Raw genomic sequence first — 18269 nt, forward strand, 5'->3', positions numbered from 1 at the left:
CGCACCGGATGAATGCCGACGACACGGCAAGGCAGCGCAACCGGCTTTCAATTGCGCCATGTTGACGGTTTTCGGAGGCGGTTGCTGGGGCGTTATTGACGGGAGGGTGGAGGGACGCCCGCAATGGACTCAATAGCGGTGCGGCCCCTTCACCAGCAGTCCGTCGGGTTTCCACCGTCCGGTGTCGAGTGTCGCCAGAAGCATCGTGCGCGCGGGCGGCCCCTCCGGGTCGTTGTAATGAACGGTGCGGTGCTTGATCCCCGTGATGACGATCACGTGACCGATTTCAGGCTGGCCAGGCCTGTCCAGGAAATGCCCCGCGGCCCAGATCGGACCGAAGTCCTTCAGGACCGCGGCCAGCCACTCGGGCGTAATGACCGTGGGCTGATTGAGCGCCACGAGTCCTTCGGCCGCGCACAAGTCAGGGATCCTCGACGGGGGAAGCCCCTGGTCTGCCTGCCAGAGCGCCGGAATACCCAGACGCGGCCCGGGGCGGTGGAAGTACGACACCATGCACGCCGCCGCATACCAGCATGCGTTGTTCAGTGCTTTGGATCCTGACTTGGTCTTCTTTACACCACTCTGATCGACCATCGGCACGTTCAATCTGAAGTCCACCATTTCGGGTCTCCAGGCAGGAGTGATCCATAAGCGTATGAACAATCGGGCACGACGACAACCAGCGTGACTGGCAATCCACACGCCAATCTCGACATTATAGAAATAATGTCAAATCACACGGCTTGTTGAATTGGATATTTAACGGTTTACGTTATATTATTGACGAAATCATCAACCCAACCTCGCCATGTCCGATCTCGCTGCCGACGAATCCCGCCTGACCGCCGAAATCGAGCGCCTCAAGGCCGAATTCCCGAAAACCCGCGAGCTGTATCGCGAAGCCTGCGCGCTGCTGTTCTTCCGCTTCGGCATCACGCCCACCGCGAACCGTCTGTACCAGCTCGTCCGCAAGGGCAGCATGAGCACGCCGACGGCCGTCCTCGGCGAGTTCTGGGCAGAGCTGCGGGAGAAGAGTCGTGTCCGCATCGAGCATCCCGACTTGCCAGCCGATCTGCAGGCGGCCGCTGGGGAACTGGTGGCTGCGCTATGGAATCGGTCGAGCGCCGCCGCGGCCGCCGCGCTCGATGCGCTGCGCGCAGAGGTCGAAGCCGAGCGGGTGGCGGCACAGGCGGACGTGGCGGCGCTGCAGGCTGAACTGGCCCGCACCGAAACTGCATTGGAGCAACGCACGGCCGCGCTGCTGGCCGCGCAGGTGCGCATTCAGGAACTGGAACAGGCGAGGGCGGCGGACGACGCATCGCGGCAGGCGCTGCAAGCCGATATCGAACGCCTCACGACTGACAACGCGGAAGGCGATCGCGCACTCGCGCAGGCACGCGCGGATTTCACCACCCAGCTCGACCGGCTGCGCGACGACGCCGGCCGGGCCGAGGAGCGCCTGCGCGCGTCGGAGAAGCGGGCGCTTCAGGAAATCGATCGTGAGCGCCTCGCGGCCGCTCGGCTGCAAAAGGAACTCGATGCGTCGGCATCCCGCACGGAGCAGCGCGATGCGCAGCAGCGCAAGGACGTGGCCGCGCTGCAGGCGCAACTCGGCGACGCGCTGCATCGATGCGGCATGCTCCAGGGGCAGCTCGACGGCGCGCAGGCGACCGATGTGGCGCGCGGCAAGGAACTCGATGCGCTGCGACGGGAAATGACGGTGCTCGCGCGTCGGGCACCGTTGCGGGGCGCGAAGGCTGCGCCCGCCGCGCAACGGGATGAGCGGCGCGCGCGCACGCGCAAGCGCGCCGACGAAGCGCCACGCTGACGGCAAAACCGCACGCGCGCGTCAGCCGATGGTGACGCACGCGTGAAGCCCGTAAGCGAGCAAGTGGGTAAGCAAGCAGCGATACCGCTACACCCCCAACCACTCGCCCACCCAACCAAATCAACTCGACACATACCGCGACGGCAGCGCCGGTGCATCCGCCGGAATCGTGACGAGCGACGTGTTCAGCCAACCCTGCGGCGAGCCATTCGACTGCGCATACGCGCCGACGTACGGCATCATCCGCGTCGTCTGGTAGACCTGCGGCGTCCACCCCGCGGGCGCAAGGAAGATCGACGTCGCACGCTTCTCGCTATACGCGGACGCACCATACGTCGAGATGTTCCACAGCGTCTGCTGATACGTCGCATAGTCGGCGTTGTGCCGCGACCCACCGGCCTGCCAGCCTTCGAGCTGGATAAACGTGTTGTACGTGCCGGCACCCGCGAGCAGGTTGTTCACCGTGCGCCCGTACAGGAACGACAGGATCAGCCCGCAGTTCGCCGGCGCGAAATCGCTGCCGACGCTCAGGTAATAGCGGCCGGTCGTGTTCAGGACCGACGCGTAATGCGAGTTGCCGATATCGGTCGACGTCGTCAGCCCGCTCGCGCCCATGAAGCTGTCGAACGCCTGCATCGTGATGCCCGCCGGCAGGTCGCTCGTCGCGCTGATCGCGACGATATGCGAACCGGCCGCCAGCAGCGTCAGGAACGCGGACAGCGTGCCCGCGTTCCAGTTGCCCTGCGCATCGACGAACGGAAACGCGCGATACCCCGTCAGCGCGAACACCGCCGGATCGGTACCGGCCTGCCACGCGATCTGCGGCACCCACATCGTCAGCGGGCCGGCGTTCGATGCACCGGACACGTACTGGTTCAGCGCATCGATGAGCTGCGCATCGGCTGCGGGCAGCACGCCATACGCGGCGCCGTTTTGCCAGCGCTGCACCCATTGGGCGACGAAGCCCGCGAGCTGGCCGCCGGTGAAGTCGGCGGGCGGCACGTAGCCGAGCGGGCCCGTGCTTTGGTACGCGGACTGGATTGCCGCAGCCGTACGCACGTTGCTGCCGAACATGCTGTTCGCGAAATCCTGGCAGTTGTTGGCCGGCGGCGTCGCGAGCTGCGCAAGCGGGACGACCCACGCCCCGTTTGCCGTCGCGACACCGCGATACAGCGTGAGATTCGCGACCGAATCGTGACCGGGAAACGTGGCGGCGTCGGCGCCCGACACGTAGCCGGCCGACGGCGTGACGCTCACGGTGGTCGGTTGCGACCCGAACGGATGCGTGTACGCGATCGCAAACGACGCGTCGCCGCCGGCAAGGCTGAACGATCCGGTGCAATCGCCCCAGCTGTTCGACGCGCTGACGGCGGTCGATTGCCCGGTCGAAATCTGCGCTTGCGACGCCTGCGGCAGCGAGCCGCTCTGGCTTGCCGCATTACCGTACGCGAGTGCCGTCGACGGGATCGCATTGACGACGTTGATCGTGATCGAGCGGTCGGCGATCCCGTAGTTGCGCGTGGACGCATCCGCGGCGCCGGCGGCGGCGAATGACGACGCGGACGTCGGGTTGCCGTCGCCGCCACAGGCGGCCAATGTGCCGACGAGCGGCGACAGGGTCAGCGCGGCGCCGCGCTGGATGAAGCGCCGGCGGTTCGGCGCGGACGGGCGTTCGGGTTTCGAAGCGGTCATGGGCGTTCCTGGTCACGGGTTCGGGAGGCGGCAACGACGATCCGGCGCATTGCACACGTGTGCAATGCCGGCCGTAATGCTGCGATTGCCGGCATGTGCGCCGCGCGTATTTATGCGGGAGATCGATGAAACGCCCGCGACGAAACCGAGTCGTGCGTGTGACGTCGTGCACCCGCCAGGGCGGGAGCGGAGCGAGGCATGCCGGCGCAACGTTTGGGTGCCCGGCGGGGATCGGGTAAAGTGCCGCTCAACATACCGGATCGACGTTACTAGACGACCGGTCTAATCGTTGCTACCATACGCCATCATGAATGCATCTTCAGGCGCGGAAGTCCGCCAGCACATCCTGAACATCGCCAAGCCGATCATGCTCCACAAGGGGTTTTCGGCGGTCGGTCTGAACGAGATTCTCGCTGCGGCGGGCATCCCGAAGGGCTCGTTCTACCATTACTTCGGCTCGAAAGAGGCATTCGGCGAAGCCCTGCTCGAATCGTATTTCGACGGCTATCTCGCGCATCTCGACAACCTGTTCAAGCACCAGGCCGGCACGGGCGCCGAGCGCCTGATGACGTACTGGAGCAACTGGCTGCACACGCAATGCGCGGACGATCCGGAAGGCAAGTGCCTCGCGGTGAAGCTCGGCGCGGAAGTGTCGGATCTGTCGGAAGCGATGCGCGCGGTGCTGCGGCACGGCACGAGCCAGATCATCGAGCGGCTCGCGGGGGGCATCGAGGCCGGGCTGGCCGACGGCTCGCTGAGCGCGGTCGCCGATCCGTCGCATACGGCCGCGATCCTCTACGAGCTGTGGCTGGGCGCGACGCTGCTGGAAAAGATTCACCGCAACCGCAAACCGCTCGAACGGGCGATGGTCGAAACGCGGCGCATGCTGAACCTGCCGCCGCTCGAGCCGAGCGGAGCGCAGGCGTAACCCGGGCGCGCATTGGCGCGCCTTGGTTTTACCCTTTTTCTAGACGACTGGTCTACTCAATGCGCATGACGAACGTGCCACGCCGCGTTACGCTGTCCCGATTGTTTCAACCGCACGCATGCAGTCGCGACGGCCTGAGCGCCGCCGCCGCATGCGCGCGTCTCCTGCTGGTCCATCCCTGATCCGATCGTGCCCACGAAGCACGTCCATTCCTGTTGACGGAGGCTTACATGCCGCAAAGCAAGACCGCAAACCGCCAGATCATCTTGAATTCGCGCCCGGTCGGCGCGCCGACGCCGGGCAACTTCCGTACCGAATCCGGTGAGGTGCCGACGCCCGGCGCCGGCCAGGTGCTGCTGCGCACGGTCTGGTTGTCGCTCGACCCGTACATGCGCGGCCGGATGAGCGACGCGCCGTCCTATGCCGCGCCGGCCGAACTCGGCCAGCCGATGGTCGGCGGCACGGTCAGCCAGGTCGTTTCGTCGAACCTGCCCGCGTTCCGCGAAGGCGACCTCGTGGTCGCGGGTGCGGGCTGGCAGGACTATGCAGTGTCCGACGGCCGCGACCTGATTCCGCTCGGCCGCGACTTCGCGCATCCGTCGTACGCGCTCGGCGTACTCGGCATGCCGGGCTTCACCGCCTATACGGGGCTGTTGAAGATCGGCGAGCCGAAGGCCGGTGAAACGGTGGTCGTCGCGGCGGCCAGCGGTGCGGTCGGCGCGGTGGTCGGCCAGATCGCGAAGCTGAAGGGCTGCCGCGTGGTCGGCGTCGCGGGCGGCGCCGACAAGTGCGCGTATGTAACCGATACGCTCGGATTCGACGTGTGCGTCGACCACCGCGACCCGGCGTTCGCCGAGAAGCTGAAGGAAGCTTGCCCGAACGGCATCGACATCTATTTCGAGAACGTCGGCGGGGCCGTGTTCGACGCGGTGTGGCCGCTGCTCAACGACCATGCGCGCGTGCCGGTATGCGGAATCATCGCGCACTACAACGACGCGGCCTACGACGACAAGGCTGTATCGACCGGCCGCGACCGCGTGCCGGCACTGATGGGCACGATCCTGCGCAAGCGCATCCGGATGCAGGGTTTCATCATCCTGGATCACTATGCAACCGGCTATGCGCCGTTCATGAAGGAAATGAGCGAATGGGTCGCGCATGGCAAGGTGAAGACGCTCGAGGACGTCGTCCCCGATCTCGCCGATGCGCCTGAAGCGCTGATCGGCTTGCTCGCCGGCAAGAACTTCGGCAAGGTCGTCGTGCGCGTGGGTCCGGACGAACTGGCCTGACACGACAGTACCGGCTTGCAGCAACAACCGGCCGCCCGCCGGCGTTACATGAAATACCTGACGCCGGCGGGCGGCTTTCCCGATTCCGTTTCGATAGGAGTGACAAGATGGCGCTTCACGTGATTGCTTCCCTGTTCCTGAAACCCGAACACGCGGAGGCCGCCGAGGCGGAACTGCGCAGCATGGTCGCGAAGACGCGCACCGAGCCGGGCAACCGGCGCTACGACCTGTTCCGCGAGCAGGACGGCTCGCCGAACCTGCACCTGTACGAGATCTACGACGACCAGGCCGCCTTCGACGCGCATCTCGCAAGCCCGTATTTCGGTGAATTCCGTACGAAGTCGGCCGACTGGTTCACCGCGCCGCCGGTCATCAAGGTGCTGTCGGGCATCGACGTCGCCGAGTAACCACGCAGCACCACCGTCGCGGCCCGAGCCCACCCGTGCCGCACGGCACCCGCCGCACGGCACGCGGCGGCGATGACGACATCACGCGGCGCGCCGTTCGCGCCACCTCCCCAATACACCGGCCCCGGAGGCTGAATGATCACCCTCAACATCAACGGCGAAACCCGCTCGGTCGACGCCCCCGACGACATGCCCTTGCTCTGGGTGCTGCGCGACGTCGTCGGCCTCACCGGCACGAAGTTCGGCTGCGGGATCGCCCAGTGCGGCGCGTGCACCGTGCATCTCGACGGTGTCGCCGCGCGCTCGTGCGTGCTGCCGGTCGCGGCCGTCGCGGGCCGCAAGATCACGACGATCGAAGCCGTCGGCGCGACGCCGGCCGGCCACAAGGTCCAGCAGGCGTGGCGCGAGCTCGACGTCGTCCAGTGCGGCTATTGCCAGTCGGGGCAGGTGATGGCCGCCACCGCGCTGATCGCATCGAACCCGAACCCGAGCGACGCCGACATCGACGCGGCGATGGCCGGCAATATCTGCCGCTGCGGCACGTACAACCGGATTCGCGCGGCCGTGAAGCAAGCCGCCAAGGAGGCCTGACATGTCCCGAGGACTGATCGAAGCAGGTCGGGCCGGCGCGGGCGTGTCGCGCCGTTCGTTCCTCAAGCTCGGCATGTCGCTGGGCGCGGCGGCGGGCGGTGGCCTGCTGCTCGGTTTCAGCCTGCCGGCCGCGGGCGACGATGCGCGCCGTTCGGTGATCGGCGGCGACGGCGATGAAACCGCGCGCGCCGGCGTGTTCGCACCGAACGCGTTCGTGCAGATCGACCGCGCCGGCAAGGTCACGCTGGTGATGCCGAAGGTCGAGATGGGGCAGGGCGTCTATACGTCGATTCCAATGCTGGTCGCGGAAGAACTCGAAGTGCCGCTGTCGAGCGTGACGCTCGACCATGCGCCGCCGAACGAGAAGCTGTTCCTCGATCCGCTGCTCGGCGGCCAGCTCACCGGTGGCTCGACGTCGATTCGCTACGCGTGGGAACCGCTGCGTCGTGCAGGTGCGACCGCACGCACGCTGCTGGTCGCGGCCGCCGCGAAGCAATGGCATGTCGATCCGGCATCCTGTCGCGCCGCGAACGGCGAAGTGCAGCATCCGCCGAGCGGCCGGCGCGCGTCGTACGGCCAGCTCGCCGATGCGGCGGCCAAGCTGCCGGTGCCGAAGGATGTCGCGCTGAAGAAGCCGGCGGATTTCAAGCTGATCGGCACGCCCGCGAAGCGGCTCGATTCACCGGAAAAGGTCGACGGCACGGCCCAGTTCGGGCTCGACGTGCGCCTGCCCGGCATGTTGTACGCGGTGATCGTGAACAGCCCGGTGTTCGGCGGCACGGTCGCGAGCGTCGACGATGCGGCCGCGAAGAAGATCCCCGGCGTGCGCCAGGTCGTGCGCGTCGACAACGCGGTGGCGGTGGTCGGCGATCACACGTGGGCCGCGAAGCGTGGCGCATCGGCGCTGGTCGTGAAGTGGAATGAAGGCACGGACGCGAAGGTCTCGACGAAGGATCTTTTCGCGGATCTCGCGCATGCGGCAGCGAACGGCAAGGGCGCGGTCGCACGCAAGGACGGCGACGTCGACAAGGCATTCGCGAATGCGAAGACACGCGTCGACGCCGTCTATGAACAACCGTTGCTCGCCCACGCGACGATGGAACCGGTAAATTGCACGGTGCACGTGCGCGGCGACGGCTGCGAGATCTGGGTCGGCACGCAGGTGCCGACACGGGCGCGCGATACCGTGCAGCAACTCACGGGCCTCGCGCCCGACCGGATCGTCGTGCACAACCACCTGCTCGGCGGCGGCTTCGGCCGGCGGCTCGAGACCGACATGATCGGCCAGGCCGTGAAGATCGGCAAACAGGTCAACGCACCGGTGAAGGTGGTCTGGACGCGCGAGGAAGACGTGCAGCACGACATGTACCGGCCGTGCTACTACGACAGGATTTCGGCCGGCCTCGACGCGAATGGCAAGCCGGTTGCGTGGCAGCACCGGATCGTCGGCTCGTCGATCATGGCGCGCTTCGCGCCGCCGGCGTTCCAGCACGGCGTCGATCCCGATGCGGTCGAGGTTGCCGCCGAGCTGCCATACGACCTGCCGAACCAGTTGGTCGACTACGTGCGCCAGGAGCCGCGCCACATACCGACCGCGTTCTGGCGCGGCGTCGGCCCGACGCGCGGCACGTTCGTGGTCGAGAGCTTCATCGACGAACTGGCCGCGCAGGCCAAGACCGACCCGGTGCAGTATCGCCGCGCGCTGCTCGACAAGACACCGCGCGCGCGCAACGTGCTCGACGTCGCAACGAAGGCGGCCGGCTGGGGCGGCCCGGCGCTGCCGAAGGGGCAAGGGCGCGGCGTCTCGGTGATGCACGCGTTCGGCAGCTTCTTCTCGATCGTCGTCGACGTCGCGGTGGATAACGGCGAGGTGCAGGTGAAGCGTGTCGTGTGCGCGGTCGATTGCGGTATGGTCGTCAACCCGAACACGATCGAGGCACAGGTGCAGGGCGGCATCATCTTCGGGATCACGGGCGCGCTGTATGGTGAGATCACGATCGAGGACGGCCGCGTCGTGCAGAGCAACTTCAACGACTACCGGATGCTGCGGATCAACGAGACGCCGCCGATCGAGGTGCATCTCGTGAAAAGCGGTGAAGCGCCGGGCGGGATCGGCGAGCCGGGCACGGCCGCGACGGCCGCGGCGGTATCGAACGCGATCTTCGCGGCGACCGGCAAGCGGCTGCGCAAGCTGCCGGTCGGCGACCAGCTGAAGACGGCGTAAGGGGAGGACACAAGAGATGCGAAATCTGACCCTGACCCATGCCGCTCACGCCCTTCGTGCGTCGCTGATCGCCATCGGCACGCTCTGCGCGCTGGGCACCGCTGTGACCGCACAGGCCGCCACGCCCGACAGCGCACTCGTCGCGCGCGGCGCGTATCTCGCGAAAGCGGGCGACTGCGTCGCGTGCCACACCGCGCCGCGCGGCACGCCGTTCGCGGGTGGCCTGAAGATGGTCACGCCGATGGGCGCGATCTACACGACCAACATCACGCCCGATCCGGACACGGGCATCGGCGGCTATACCGAGGCCGAATTCGCCGGCGCGCTGCGCAAGGGCGTCGCGAAGGACGGTCACAACCTGTATCCGGCGATGCCGTATCCGTCGTACGCGAAGCTGAAGGACGACGACGTGAAGGCGCTGTACGCGTACTTCATGCACGGCGTCGAACCGGTGAAGCAGGCGAACCGGCCGTCGGACATCCCGTGGCCGCTCAACATGCGCTGGCCGCTCGCGTTGTGGAACATGGTGTTCCTCGACACGACGCCTTATGCCGACAAACCGTCCAAGGACGCGATGTGGAACCGCGGCGCGTATCTCGTGCAGGGGCTCGGGCACTGCGGGTCGTGCCACACGCCGCGCGGTGTCGGCTTCCAGGAGAAGGCGCTCGACGAAGGCGGCGCGGCATTCCTGTCGGGTGCGCCGATCGACAACTGGTTCGCATCGAACCTGACCGGCGAACCCAACACGGGGCTCGGCCGCTGGAACGAGGCCGAGGTCGCGCAGTTCCTGAAGACCGGCGCGAACCGCCATGCGACCGCGTTCGGTTCGATGGTCAGCGTGATCAACCACAGCACGCAGGCGCTCTCCGACGACGATCTGGCGGCGATTTCCCGTTACCTGAAATCGCTGCCGGCGACGGGCGGCACGGGCGCACCGCCGTACCGCTACGATCCGAAGGCGACGCAGGTCGCGCTGGGCCGGCCGGCAGCCGATCCGGGCGCGAAGGTGTATAACGCTTACTGCCTGCATTGCCACGGCGTGGACGGACGCGGTTACGCGCCGCTGCTCGCGCCGCTCGCCGGCAATCCGAACGTACTCGAAGCCGATGCCGCGTCGCTGATCAACGTGACGCTGAACGGCAGCGAGACGCTCGTGATCGATGGCGTGCCGTCCGCGTATCCGATGCCGGCGTTCTCGAACCAGCTGAACGACCAGCAGATCGCCGACGTGCTGACGTTCATGCGCGCCGGCTGGAACAACGGCGCGCCGGCGGTGCAGGCGGCGGACGTCGCGAAACTCCGCAAGGCGACGGCGGCCGCGCGCTGAGCGCGGCCCCATGCGGAACGATGGCGGGCCGGCGTGCCCGCCGTCACTGCCGCCGGGTGCATGCCTGCCCGGCGGCCTGGTGTTTTCTGTCAACCGGCGCGCGGCCGTTCGCGGCAGCGCGCGTTTATCGACGCAATGTAGGGGTGTCTGGATGGCTAACGTGACTTATACGGATACGCAACTGCTGATCGACGGCGAGTGGGTCGACGCCGTGAGCGGCAAGACGATCGACGTCGTGAACCCGGCGACCGGCAAGCCGATCGGCAAGGTGGCCCATGCGGGCATCGCCGATCTCGACCGTGCGCTCGCCGCCGCGCAACGCGGCTTCGACGCCTGGCGCAAGGTGCCCGCGCACGAGCGTGCGGCGACGATGCGCAAGGCGGCCGCGCTGGTGCGCGAACGTACGGACGCGATCGCGCAGCTGATGACGCAGGAACAGGGCAAGCCGCTCACCGAAGCGCGCGTCGAAGTGCTGTCGGCGGCGGACATCATCGAATGGTTCGCGGACGAAGGCCGCCGCGTGTACGGCCGGATCGTGCCGCCGCGCAACCTCAGCGCACAGCAGACCGTCGTGAAGGAGCCGGTCGGCCCGGTCGCCGCGTTCACGCCGTGGAACTTCCCGGTCAACCAGGTCGTGCGCAAGCTGAGCGCCGCGCTGGCAACCGGCTGCTCGTTTCTCGTGAAAGCACCGGAAGAAACCCCCGCGTCGCCGGCCGCGCTGCTGCGCGCCTTCGTCGACGCAGGCGTGCCGGCGGGCGTGATCGGCCTCGTGTATGGCGATCCGGCTGAAATCTCGTCGTACCTGATCCCGCATCCGGTGATCCGCAAGGTCACGTTCACGGGGTCGACGCCGGTCGGCAAGCAGCTCGCCGCGATGGCCGGCCTACACATGAAGCGCGCGACGATGGAGCTGGGCGGGCACGCGCCGGTGATCGTCGCCGAGGACGCCGACGTCGCGCTCGCGGTGAAGGCCGCCGGCGGCGCGAAGTTCCGCAACGCGGGGCAGGTCTGCATTTCGCCGACGCGCTTTCTCGTGCACAACAGCATCCGCGACGAATTCACGCGCGCGCTGGTCAAGCATGCGGAAGGGCTGAAGGTCGGCAACGGCCTCGAGGAAGGCACGACGCTCGGCGCGCTCGCGAACCCGCGCCGGCTCACCGCGATGGCGTCGGTCGTCGACAACGCGCGCAAGGTCGGCGCGAGCATCGAAACCGGCGGCGAGCGGATCGGCTCGGAAGGCAACTTCTTCGCCCCGACCGTGATCGCGAACGTGCCGCTCGAAGCGGACGTGTTCAACAACGAGCCGTTTGGCCCGGTCGCGGCGATCCGCGGCTTCGACAAGCTCGAGGACGCGATCGCGGAAGCGAACCGCCTGCCGTTCGGCCTCGCCGGCTACGCGTTCACGCGTTCGTTCGCGAACGTGCACCTGCTCACGCAGCGCCTCGAAGTCGGGATGCTGTGGATCAACCAGCCGGCAACGCCGTGGCCGGAAATGCCGTTCGGCGGCGTGAAGGACTCGGGCTACGGGTCGGAAGGCGGGCCGGAAGCACTCGAGCCGTACCTCGTCACGAAGTCGGTGACGGTGATGGCCGTCTGACGGTTGTCGATCGATCGCGTGCGCGGCGCCATTGGCGTGGCGCGCGCGGTCGGCGCGGGCCGGGCGGCATGCCCGGTCTCTCGCCAGCGTTTCCCGCCTGCCGTGCATTCGAACGGCAACCCACTCGGCATTTCACTGTGCGTGCCACTGCGGATGGATTGTTTCAATTCCATCATCGGCAACGCCACACACTACACCCCTCGGTGAATCGATACCGGCATCCGGTGCCGGCTCGCACGACACACGATCCGCCCGACACCGCGCGGCTCACGTCGTCAACCACCTGGCAAGTTCGGACTGCACCTCGTACCCGGGCGTCGCACTTTTTGGTATAGGTTATTCAGAACAAACCATAACAACCGGTGCGTGAGCGTCGGCCTAACCTGAGAGGAAACGGATGCATCCGCGGTCGGCAGCGCCGTACTACGTTGTGCTGGCGGGGACCTTGATAGCGTGCGCGCTGATGGGACTCTGCGTGTTGCAGTTGTTTCAGAGCCGTCACGACGCGCTCGATCGCGCGCGCGATACGTCGCGGAATCTGGCGCTCGTCGCCGAGCGCGACATCGAACGCAATATCGAACTGTACGGCCTGTCGCTGGAGGCGGTGATCGAGGGCCTTCAGCGGCCGGACGTCATGGCGGCGTCGCCGGCCTTGCGGCGCGGCGTCCTGTTCGATCACGCGATGACGGCGAAATTTCTCGGCTCGATGCTCGTGCTGGATTCGGCCGGCAACATCATCCTGGATTCGGCGACCGACGTGCCGCGACAGGGCAATTTCGGCGACCGCAAATACTTTACGGTTCATCGCGACAATCCGAACGCCGGGCTTTACATCAGCGATCCCTACGCGTCCCGCCTGCGCGGCGGCTCGCTCAGCGTGGCGCTGACGCGCCGCGTGTCGAATCCGGACGGCTCGTTCGGCGGCATCGTGATGATCGCGGTCAATCTCGAGTATTTCCACACGCTGTTCGCCGGCCTCGCGCTCGGTTCGCACGGCGCGATCTCGCTGGTCGGCACGGACGGCATCATGTTCATGCGCCAGCCGTACGACGTGCACACCATCGGTCGCGACATCAGCCAGGCGGCGACGTTTCGCCACTTCATGACGGCGCCGGAAGGTTCGTTCCTTGACACCTCGACGATCGACAAGGTTCGGCGCCTGTACTACTTCAAGACGCTGCCGCACCTCCCGATGATCATCATGGTCGCCGAGGCGGAGCAGGACATCTACGCCGCGTGGCGGCGCCGGGCGATCACGATCGGCGCGCTGGTGGCCACCTTCGGCGTGGCGTTCATCGTGCTGTCGTTCTTGCTGGGCACGCAGCTGCGGCGGCGGATGCGTGCCGAATCCGAGCTGGTGATGCTGGCACGCACCGATGGCCTCACCGGGCTCAACAATCGCCGCTCGTTCGGGGAAGTGCTGGACCTCGAATGGCGCCGCGCACGCCGTGCCCGTTCGGTGTTTTCGCTGCTGTTCGTCGACGTCGACCGCTTCAAGGCCTACAACGACACCTATGGTCACCAGGCCGGCGATGACGCGCTGACGGCGGTTGCGCGGTGCATCGGCGACAACATCCGGCGTCCCGCGGACACCGCGGCCCGCTACGGCGGCGAGGAATTCGTCGTGATCCTCCCCGATACGCCGGCAACGGGTGCGACCGAGATCGCCGAACGGATTCGGGCCGCCATCGACGGACTGGCGATCGAACATGCGGAAAGCGAATTCGGGCGCGTCACCGCGAGTATCGGCGTGGCAAGCTGGGCGCCCGGGCAGGAAGGGGAGGTCGAATCGGTGATCAAGGCGGCCGACGAGGCGCTGTACCACGCGAAGGAAACGGGGCGAAACAAGGTCGCGTCGCATGAAACTGGCGCCTGACACCACCGCCGGCACGCATCGCCCGCTGCCGATGGCAGGCGTGCCCTCCAAGGCTAGACGCTCAATGCCGGCCGCTGCCGCGATAGCTTTCCACTTCCGCGTCGTACGCCGCGAGAAACGCCTTGCCGAACACCGACGCGAAGTCGTCCTCGATCGCGAACACCGTGTCGCGATGGGTGGCCGCGTAGCGATCCCACATCCGCGCCTTGTACAGCACAGGCAAGCGCTTCTCGTACCAGCGCATCGCGTCGTCCCGCTCGCGCAGCCGTTGCGGTGAAAAGCGCGTCAGCAGGTCCATCAACGCGGCGCGCATGCCGGCGACCATGCCGATCTGGTGCGCATGCAGATCCTGGAACGCGTCGCTGACCGCGCTTTGCGGCGACATGAAGCCCGGCAGCGGCAGCCCGAACATCTGCCGCAGCACCGCACCGCCGTCCGGCAGCAGCTTCAGCGGGTTGTTCTCGCGGTCGAGCAGCATCGTCATGTGCGCCTTCACCTCGCGCTTCAGGATGCTGCGCGACGACAGCAGCTCGACCGTGCCGTTCGCGAACAGCGCCAGCAACTGGCCCGCGATGTACAGCTGTTCGGCCGACCACTGATGCGATTCGGCGGCCGTATCGAGCCCCGCGCCTTCGAAGAACGCGCTCAGCAGTTCATCGGGCGTCGGCGCGCGGGTGGCACGCGGCGCCGGTTCGTCGGCGGGCTGCGTATCGGCGGCGTGCGCGGCGGCGGGTTGCACACGCACGTGTTGCATCCACTCGGGTGCGTGGTCGGCCTGTGTCGTGGACGACGCTTCGCGATCGGCGTGGCCACGATCGACTTGCGCCGCCGTGCCCGTTGCGCCGATATCGCCCGACGACTGCGTGAACAGGTCGAGCGGATCGGTCGATAGCTGGTTCAGGTCGCGTTGCGACGGCGCGGGCGGTACGGCCTGCGCTGCGCGGTTCGCCGGCTGCGGTGCATCCGCACGTGCCGGGCCACCTGGCCGGGTACCGGCGTCCGCCGCCTTGCCGCGCGGCGCGAGACGATCCTGCAGGAGCCCCCACAGCCGGTTGCCGCCGCCTTTCGTATCGACCCGCGAAGACGAAGCTTGCGCGGGCGTCGCTGACGCGCGCGCCTGCGCCTGCGCCTGCGCCTGCGTATCGACGTGCACGCCGGCATCGCGCGCCATGTCGATGACCGGTGCCGCGTCGTCATCGCCGCCATCGTCACGTTCGGCGCGCAGCACATACGGCCCGATGCGGATGATGTCGCCGGTGTTGAGCGGGCGCTCCTGCGCATAGCCGACCGGCTCGCGGTTCACCTCGATCGTCGAGACGCTGCTCAGGTTCTTCAGCAGGCAGGCGTCGTCGCCGACCTGCAGCAGCGCCTGCAGCCGCGAGATCTGCCGCGTGTCGTCGCGCAACACCAGATGGTTGTCGCTGGCCCGGCCGATGGTGCCGCCCGGCGGATGAAACACGACGGCGTCGTAGGAGTCGTTTTCGACCGGCTCGCCGGCATGTTCGATCACGATCAGTTGCATGTCATACGTCGCTCGGTGAAGCGCTCGCGTGGAAGCCGGTTCGTTCAGGATGACGACGCATGCCTGCGGCGCGCGAATTCGAACGCGGGCCCCCAGATCGGATGCCCCTTCTCGGCAGGGGACAAGTCGAAGCGCGGGTTGAGATCGAGAATTTTCGAGAACTCGGCGCGGCACGGCGTGATGCGGTTCGTCACGCAATAGCTGAACGCGAGAAGCTTGTGCGCGGCCACCTGCGTGTCGGTGTCGGCGCCGTCGATCTCCTTCGCGTGGCTCAGCAGCGCGATCGTGCGCCCGTAGTCGCCGCTGTCGTACGCGGCACGCGCGCTATCGACCGTCGCGCGTGCAGCCGACTGTGTCGGGGACGTACTGCACCCGCCGGCCCCCAGCAACAATGCGCCGAGGAAAAGAACGAGCGATGAACGACCTTTCATTATTGAAATTAAAAATTGGCGTAATTGGAAGGTGGCACACAAGCGCTGTTGGATTCTAGTGCCAATCATCTGCATCGAACCAGCTGTTACGTTTTGTTTCATTTGGCCGATTCATTTCCACTTGAATGCAGAATCGACTACGAATTTCAGTGCTTGTGAATCCAGAAAAACGGCCTATAGTTCGCTGTGTTTTTCGGATTCGTCAGTTGTTTGGTTAGCGCACGTCAATGCTCGAAAAAACGGCCCGTCCGTTCGTGCGAAACGAATAGCCTGGCACACCCTCCGTGTCGCGGGCGCCCCTTGCCCGGCGGCCGGCCGGCTTGCGCCCCCGAGCCATCCGACAGGTGTCCGTGCCATAGAACCGGGCCGCCCAGGCGCACCGGTCGGATTAACTGTTGCCATTAATTTACCAATCTCAATTCAATTGCCCATCATTTCGCCAAATCGACTTTCAAAAACCCCGAATGATATGACCCGGCTTTTTACAAGAATAATTTGCCGACACGGATTGCAATGTATGGATATGCAGGTTACACAATTACCGATCAATTAATTGTCCCTTTTTCAATCAGATCATCCGGTTTGGCAGTCGAAAACCGGTGCGTGGCTATTAGGTGGCGAGGGTGGAATATGCAATGGCGGTCGAGCAGTTTCATCGTATGGGGATGCGTGATGCTGTTGCCGGGATGCGGCGCGACGGAACACGCCGCGGCGGTGCCGTATGCGATCAGGGTTGACGTTGCACCCGACGTCAACCCTGATATGAACCGCAAGCCTTCGCCGATCGTGCTGAAGGTGTTCCAGCTCCGCGCGTCGTCGTCGTTCGACAGCGCGGATTTCTTCTCGCTGCAGGACAAGCCGGAGAACGTGCTCGGCGCGGACCTGCTCGGCACCGACCGCGTGATCCTGCGGCCCGGCGAATCGCGCACGCTGCACTATCGCGGCAACGTCGAGGCGGGTGCGATCGGCGTGGTCGCCGAATACCGCATGCTCGAAAAGAACCGCTGGCGGCTGACGGTGCCGCTGCCGCGCGCGAAGCAGCTCAACCTCTACAAGTTCTGGCAGACGTCGCCGGGCGAGCTGAAGCTGTCGATCGCCGTACGCAATGGCGGCATCGCGCTGAACGATGCGAAGGGGCGCCCATGACCGAACCGACGATGTCCGCGACGCCGGTCGCGGCGCTCCGCCAGCGAGTGGTGTGGACCGAGGGGATGTTCCTGCGGCCGCAGCATTTCCAGCAGCTCGAACGGCACTGGGAACGCTACGTCGCGCTGCGCTGCCTGCCGCTGCAGGGCTTCTACTGGGGCTTCGACACGCTGGAGCTCGATCGCGAGCAACTGGCGCTCGGCAAGGTCGCGCTGCGCACCGCGTCGGGCGTGATGCGCGACGGCACGCCGTTCGACCTGTCCCATCCGGACGATCTCCCCGAACCGCTCGACGTGCCGGCCGACGCGAAAGACCAGCTCGTCGTGCTCGCGCTGCCGCTGTGGCGCGGCGGGGGCGAGGAGGTGTCGTTCGGGGCAGGGGCAGGGGCAGCCGGAGGCAATGGCGCGAACGGCGCTAATGGCAGCGTGGATGTCGCGCGCTACGTCGTGCGCGAATACGAAGTGGCCGACGCGAACGCGGTCGCGCTCGGCCCCGCGCTGCTGCAGACGGGCCGCTTGAACGTGCGGCTGATGCTCGAAGCCGAGTTGACCGGCGACTGGCACGCGCTCGGCGTCGCGCGGATCGTCGAGCGGCGCACCGACGCGCGGCTGCTCGTCGACGACGGCTACATTCCGCCGCGCCTCGTCGCGCAGCACGACGCCGTGCTGCTGGCCTATGCACGCGAGCTGCACGGGCTGCTCACGCAACGCAGCGAAGCGCTCGCGGCACGGTTGTCGGAGCCCGGCCGCGGCGGCGTGTCGGAAGTCGCGGATTTCCTGCTGCTGCAGCTCGTGAACCGCTATCTCGCACTGACCTGGCACGCGCAGCAGCACGTGTCGACGCATCCGGAGGCGCTGTTCTGCGACTGGCTGAAGCTCGCGTGCGACCTCAGCACATTCACGGCGGCCGGCCGGCGCCCGCAGTCGCTCGCGGTCTATGTGCACGACGACCTGCGCACGAGCTTCGCGGAACTGATGACCGAGCTGCGCCGGTCGCTGTCGACGGTGCTCGAACAAAACGCGATCCAGATCGAGCTGCGCGATGCGGGCAACGGCATCCGCGTCGCGATGCTGGCCGACCCGGCGCTGCGCGACACGGCCGGCTTCGTGCTCGCGGTGCGCGCGGACGTGCCGGCCGACAGCCTGCGCACGCGTTTTCCCGCCCAGGCGAAGCTCGGGCCGGTCGAGCGGATCCGCGATCTCGTGCAGCTACAGCTGCCGGGCATCACGATGCGCCAGTTGCCGGTCGCGCCGCGGCAGATCCCGTATCACGCAGGTCATACGTACTTCGAGATCGACAAGGGCAGCGACCTGTGGAAGCAGCTGGCGCGCTCCGGCGGTCTCGCTTTTCATTTCGCCGGCGAATTCCCTGGACTCTCGATGGAGTTCTGGGCGATACGCGGGTAAGGGCG

General features: G+C 66.7%; 15 protein-coding genes. 11 read left to right on the forward strand and 4 right to left on the reverse strand.

From position 1 onward, the window contains the following. Window positions 1–129 precede the first annotated feature (129 nt). The gene (locus QZM67_RS01995) at window positions 130–621 is read right to left on the reverse strand and encodes a papain-like cysteine protease family protein (RefSeq protein ID WP_301800438.1); all 492 of its coding nucleotides are present in this window, start codon (window positions 619–621) and stop codon (window positions 130–132) included. Window positions 622–808: 187 nt separating this feature from the next. Here QZM67_RS01995 and QZM67_RS02000 point away from each other — a divergent pair, with 187 nt between their 5' ends. Then, window positions 809–1828 carry a DNA-binding protein gene (locus tag QZM67_RS02000; RefSeq protein WP_301800439.1) on the forward strand — a complete coding sequence of 340 codons (1020 nt, stop codon included), beginning with the start codon at window positions 809–811 and terminating at the stop codon, window positions 1826–1828. A gap of 120 nt (window positions 1829–1948) precedes the next feature. Here the strand turns inward: QZM67_RS02000 and QZM67_RS02005 are convergent, their stop codons facing one another. Continuing rightward, entirely contained in the window at window positions 1949–3520 is a 1572-nt protein-coding gene (locus QZM67_RS02005; protein ID WP_301800440.1) for a hypothetical protein, read from the reverse strand. Window positions 3521–3827: 307 nt separating this feature from the next. Between QZM67_RS02005 and QZM67_RS02010 the strand changes: the two genes are divergently transcribed. The 8 genes from QZM67_RS02010 to QZM67_RS02045 all read left to right on the forward strand — a co-directional run bounded on the left by QZM67_RS02010 (window position 3828) and on the right by QZM67_RS02045 (window position 13759). Further along, window positions 3828–4448, forward strand: coding sequence for a TetR/AcrR family transcriptional regulator (locus tag QZM67_RS02010; RefSeq protein WP_301800442.1), 621 nt, complete (start codon window positions 3828–3830; stop codon window positions 4446–4448). Between the two features lie 230 nt (window positions 4449–4678). Continuing rightward, the gene (locus tag QZM67_RS02015; protein WP_301800443.1) at window positions 4679–5737 is read left to right on the forward strand and encodes an NADP-dependent oxidoreductase; all 1059 of its coding nucleotides are present in this window, start codon (window positions 4679–4681) and stop codon (window positions 5735–5737) included. A 107-nt stretch (window positions 5738–5844) separates the two neighbouring features. After that, window positions 5845–6144: a putative quinol monooxygenase gene (locus tag QZM67_RS02020; RefSeq protein ID WP_175042172.1), complete on the forward strand. Its 300-nt coding sequence runs from the start codon at window positions 5845–5847 to the stop codon at window positions 6142–6144. 135 nt (window positions 6145–6279) lie between these two features. Continuing rightward, complete coding sequence (locus QZM67_RS02025) at window positions 6280–6735, forward strand: (2Fe-2S)-binding protein (RefSeq protein ID WP_043183740.1); 456 nt, start codon at window positions 6280–6282, stop codon at window positions 6733–6735. A 1-nt stretch (window position 6736) separates the two neighbouring features. Continuing rightward, window positions 6737–8959 carry a xanthine dehydrogenase family protein molybdopterin-binding subunit gene (locus QZM67_RS02030; protein ID WP_301800444.1) on the forward strand — a complete coding sequence of 741 codons (2223 nt, stop codon included), beginning with the start codon at window positions 6737–6739 and terminating at the stop codon, window positions 8957–8959. Window positions 8960–8975: 16 nt separating this feature from the next. Then, window positions 8976–10286 (forward strand): cytochrome c, encoded by a 1311-nt coding sequence (locus QZM67_RS02035; RefSeq protein WP_301800445.1) that lies wholly within the window; start codon window positions 8976–8978, stop codon window positions 10284–10286. 151 nt (window positions 10287–10437) lie between these two features. Next, entirely contained in the window at window positions 10438–11883 is a 1446-nt protein-coding gene (locus tag QZM67_RS02040) for an NAD-dependent succinate-semialdehyde dehydrogenase (RefSeq protein ID WP_301800446.1), read from the forward strand. 397 nt (window positions 11884–12280) lie between these two features. Beyond that, window positions 12281–13759 carry a diguanylate cyclase gene (locus QZM67_RS02045; protein ID WP_301800447.1) on the forward strand — a complete coding sequence of 493 codons (1479 nt, stop codon included), beginning with the start codon at window positions 12281–12283 and terminating at the stop codon, window positions 13757–13759. A 61-nt stretch (window positions 13760–13820) separates the two neighbouring features. Here the strand turns inward: QZM67_RS02045 and tagH are convergent, their stop codons facing one another. Together tagH and QZM67_RS02055 are read right to left on the reverse strand one after the other, a co-directional pair. Further along, entirely contained in the window at window positions 13821–15281 is a 1461-nt protein-coding gene (gene tagH / locus QZM67_RS02050; RefSeq protein WP_301800449.1) for a type VI secretion system-associated FHA domain protein TagH, read from the reverse strand. A gap of 44 nt (window positions 15282–15325) precedes the next feature. Continuing rightward, window positions 15326–15712: a TssQ family T6SS-associated lipoprotein gene (locus QZM67_RS02055; protein ID WP_027791608.1), complete on the reverse strand. Its 387-nt coding sequence runs from the start codon at window positions 15710–15712 to the stop codon at window positions 15326–15328. Window positions 15713–16342: 630 nt separating this feature from the next. Here QZM67_RS02055 and tssJ point away from each other — a divergent pair. Continuing rightward, entirely contained in the window at window positions 16343–16858 is a 516-nt protein-coding gene (gene tssJ / locus QZM67_RS02060; RefSeq protein WP_301800451.1) for a type VI secretion system lipoprotein TssJ, read from the forward strand. Then, a complete protein-coding gene (tssK, locus tag QZM67_RS02065; RefSeq protein WP_301800455.1) occupies window positions 16855–18264 on the forward strand; it encodes a type VI secretion system baseplate subunit TssK in 1410 nt (469 codons plus the stop codon). Before tssJ ends, tssK begins: the two co-directional genes overlap by 4 nt. Window positions 18265–18269: the final 5 nt, after the last annotated feature.

Source organism: Burkholderia sp. AU45251 (genome assembly GCF_030482905.1).
In the GTDB taxonomy this organism is placed as follows: Bacteria; Pseudomonadota; Gammaproteobacteria; order Burkholderiales; family Burkholderiaceae; genus Burkholderia; species Burkholderia aenigmatica.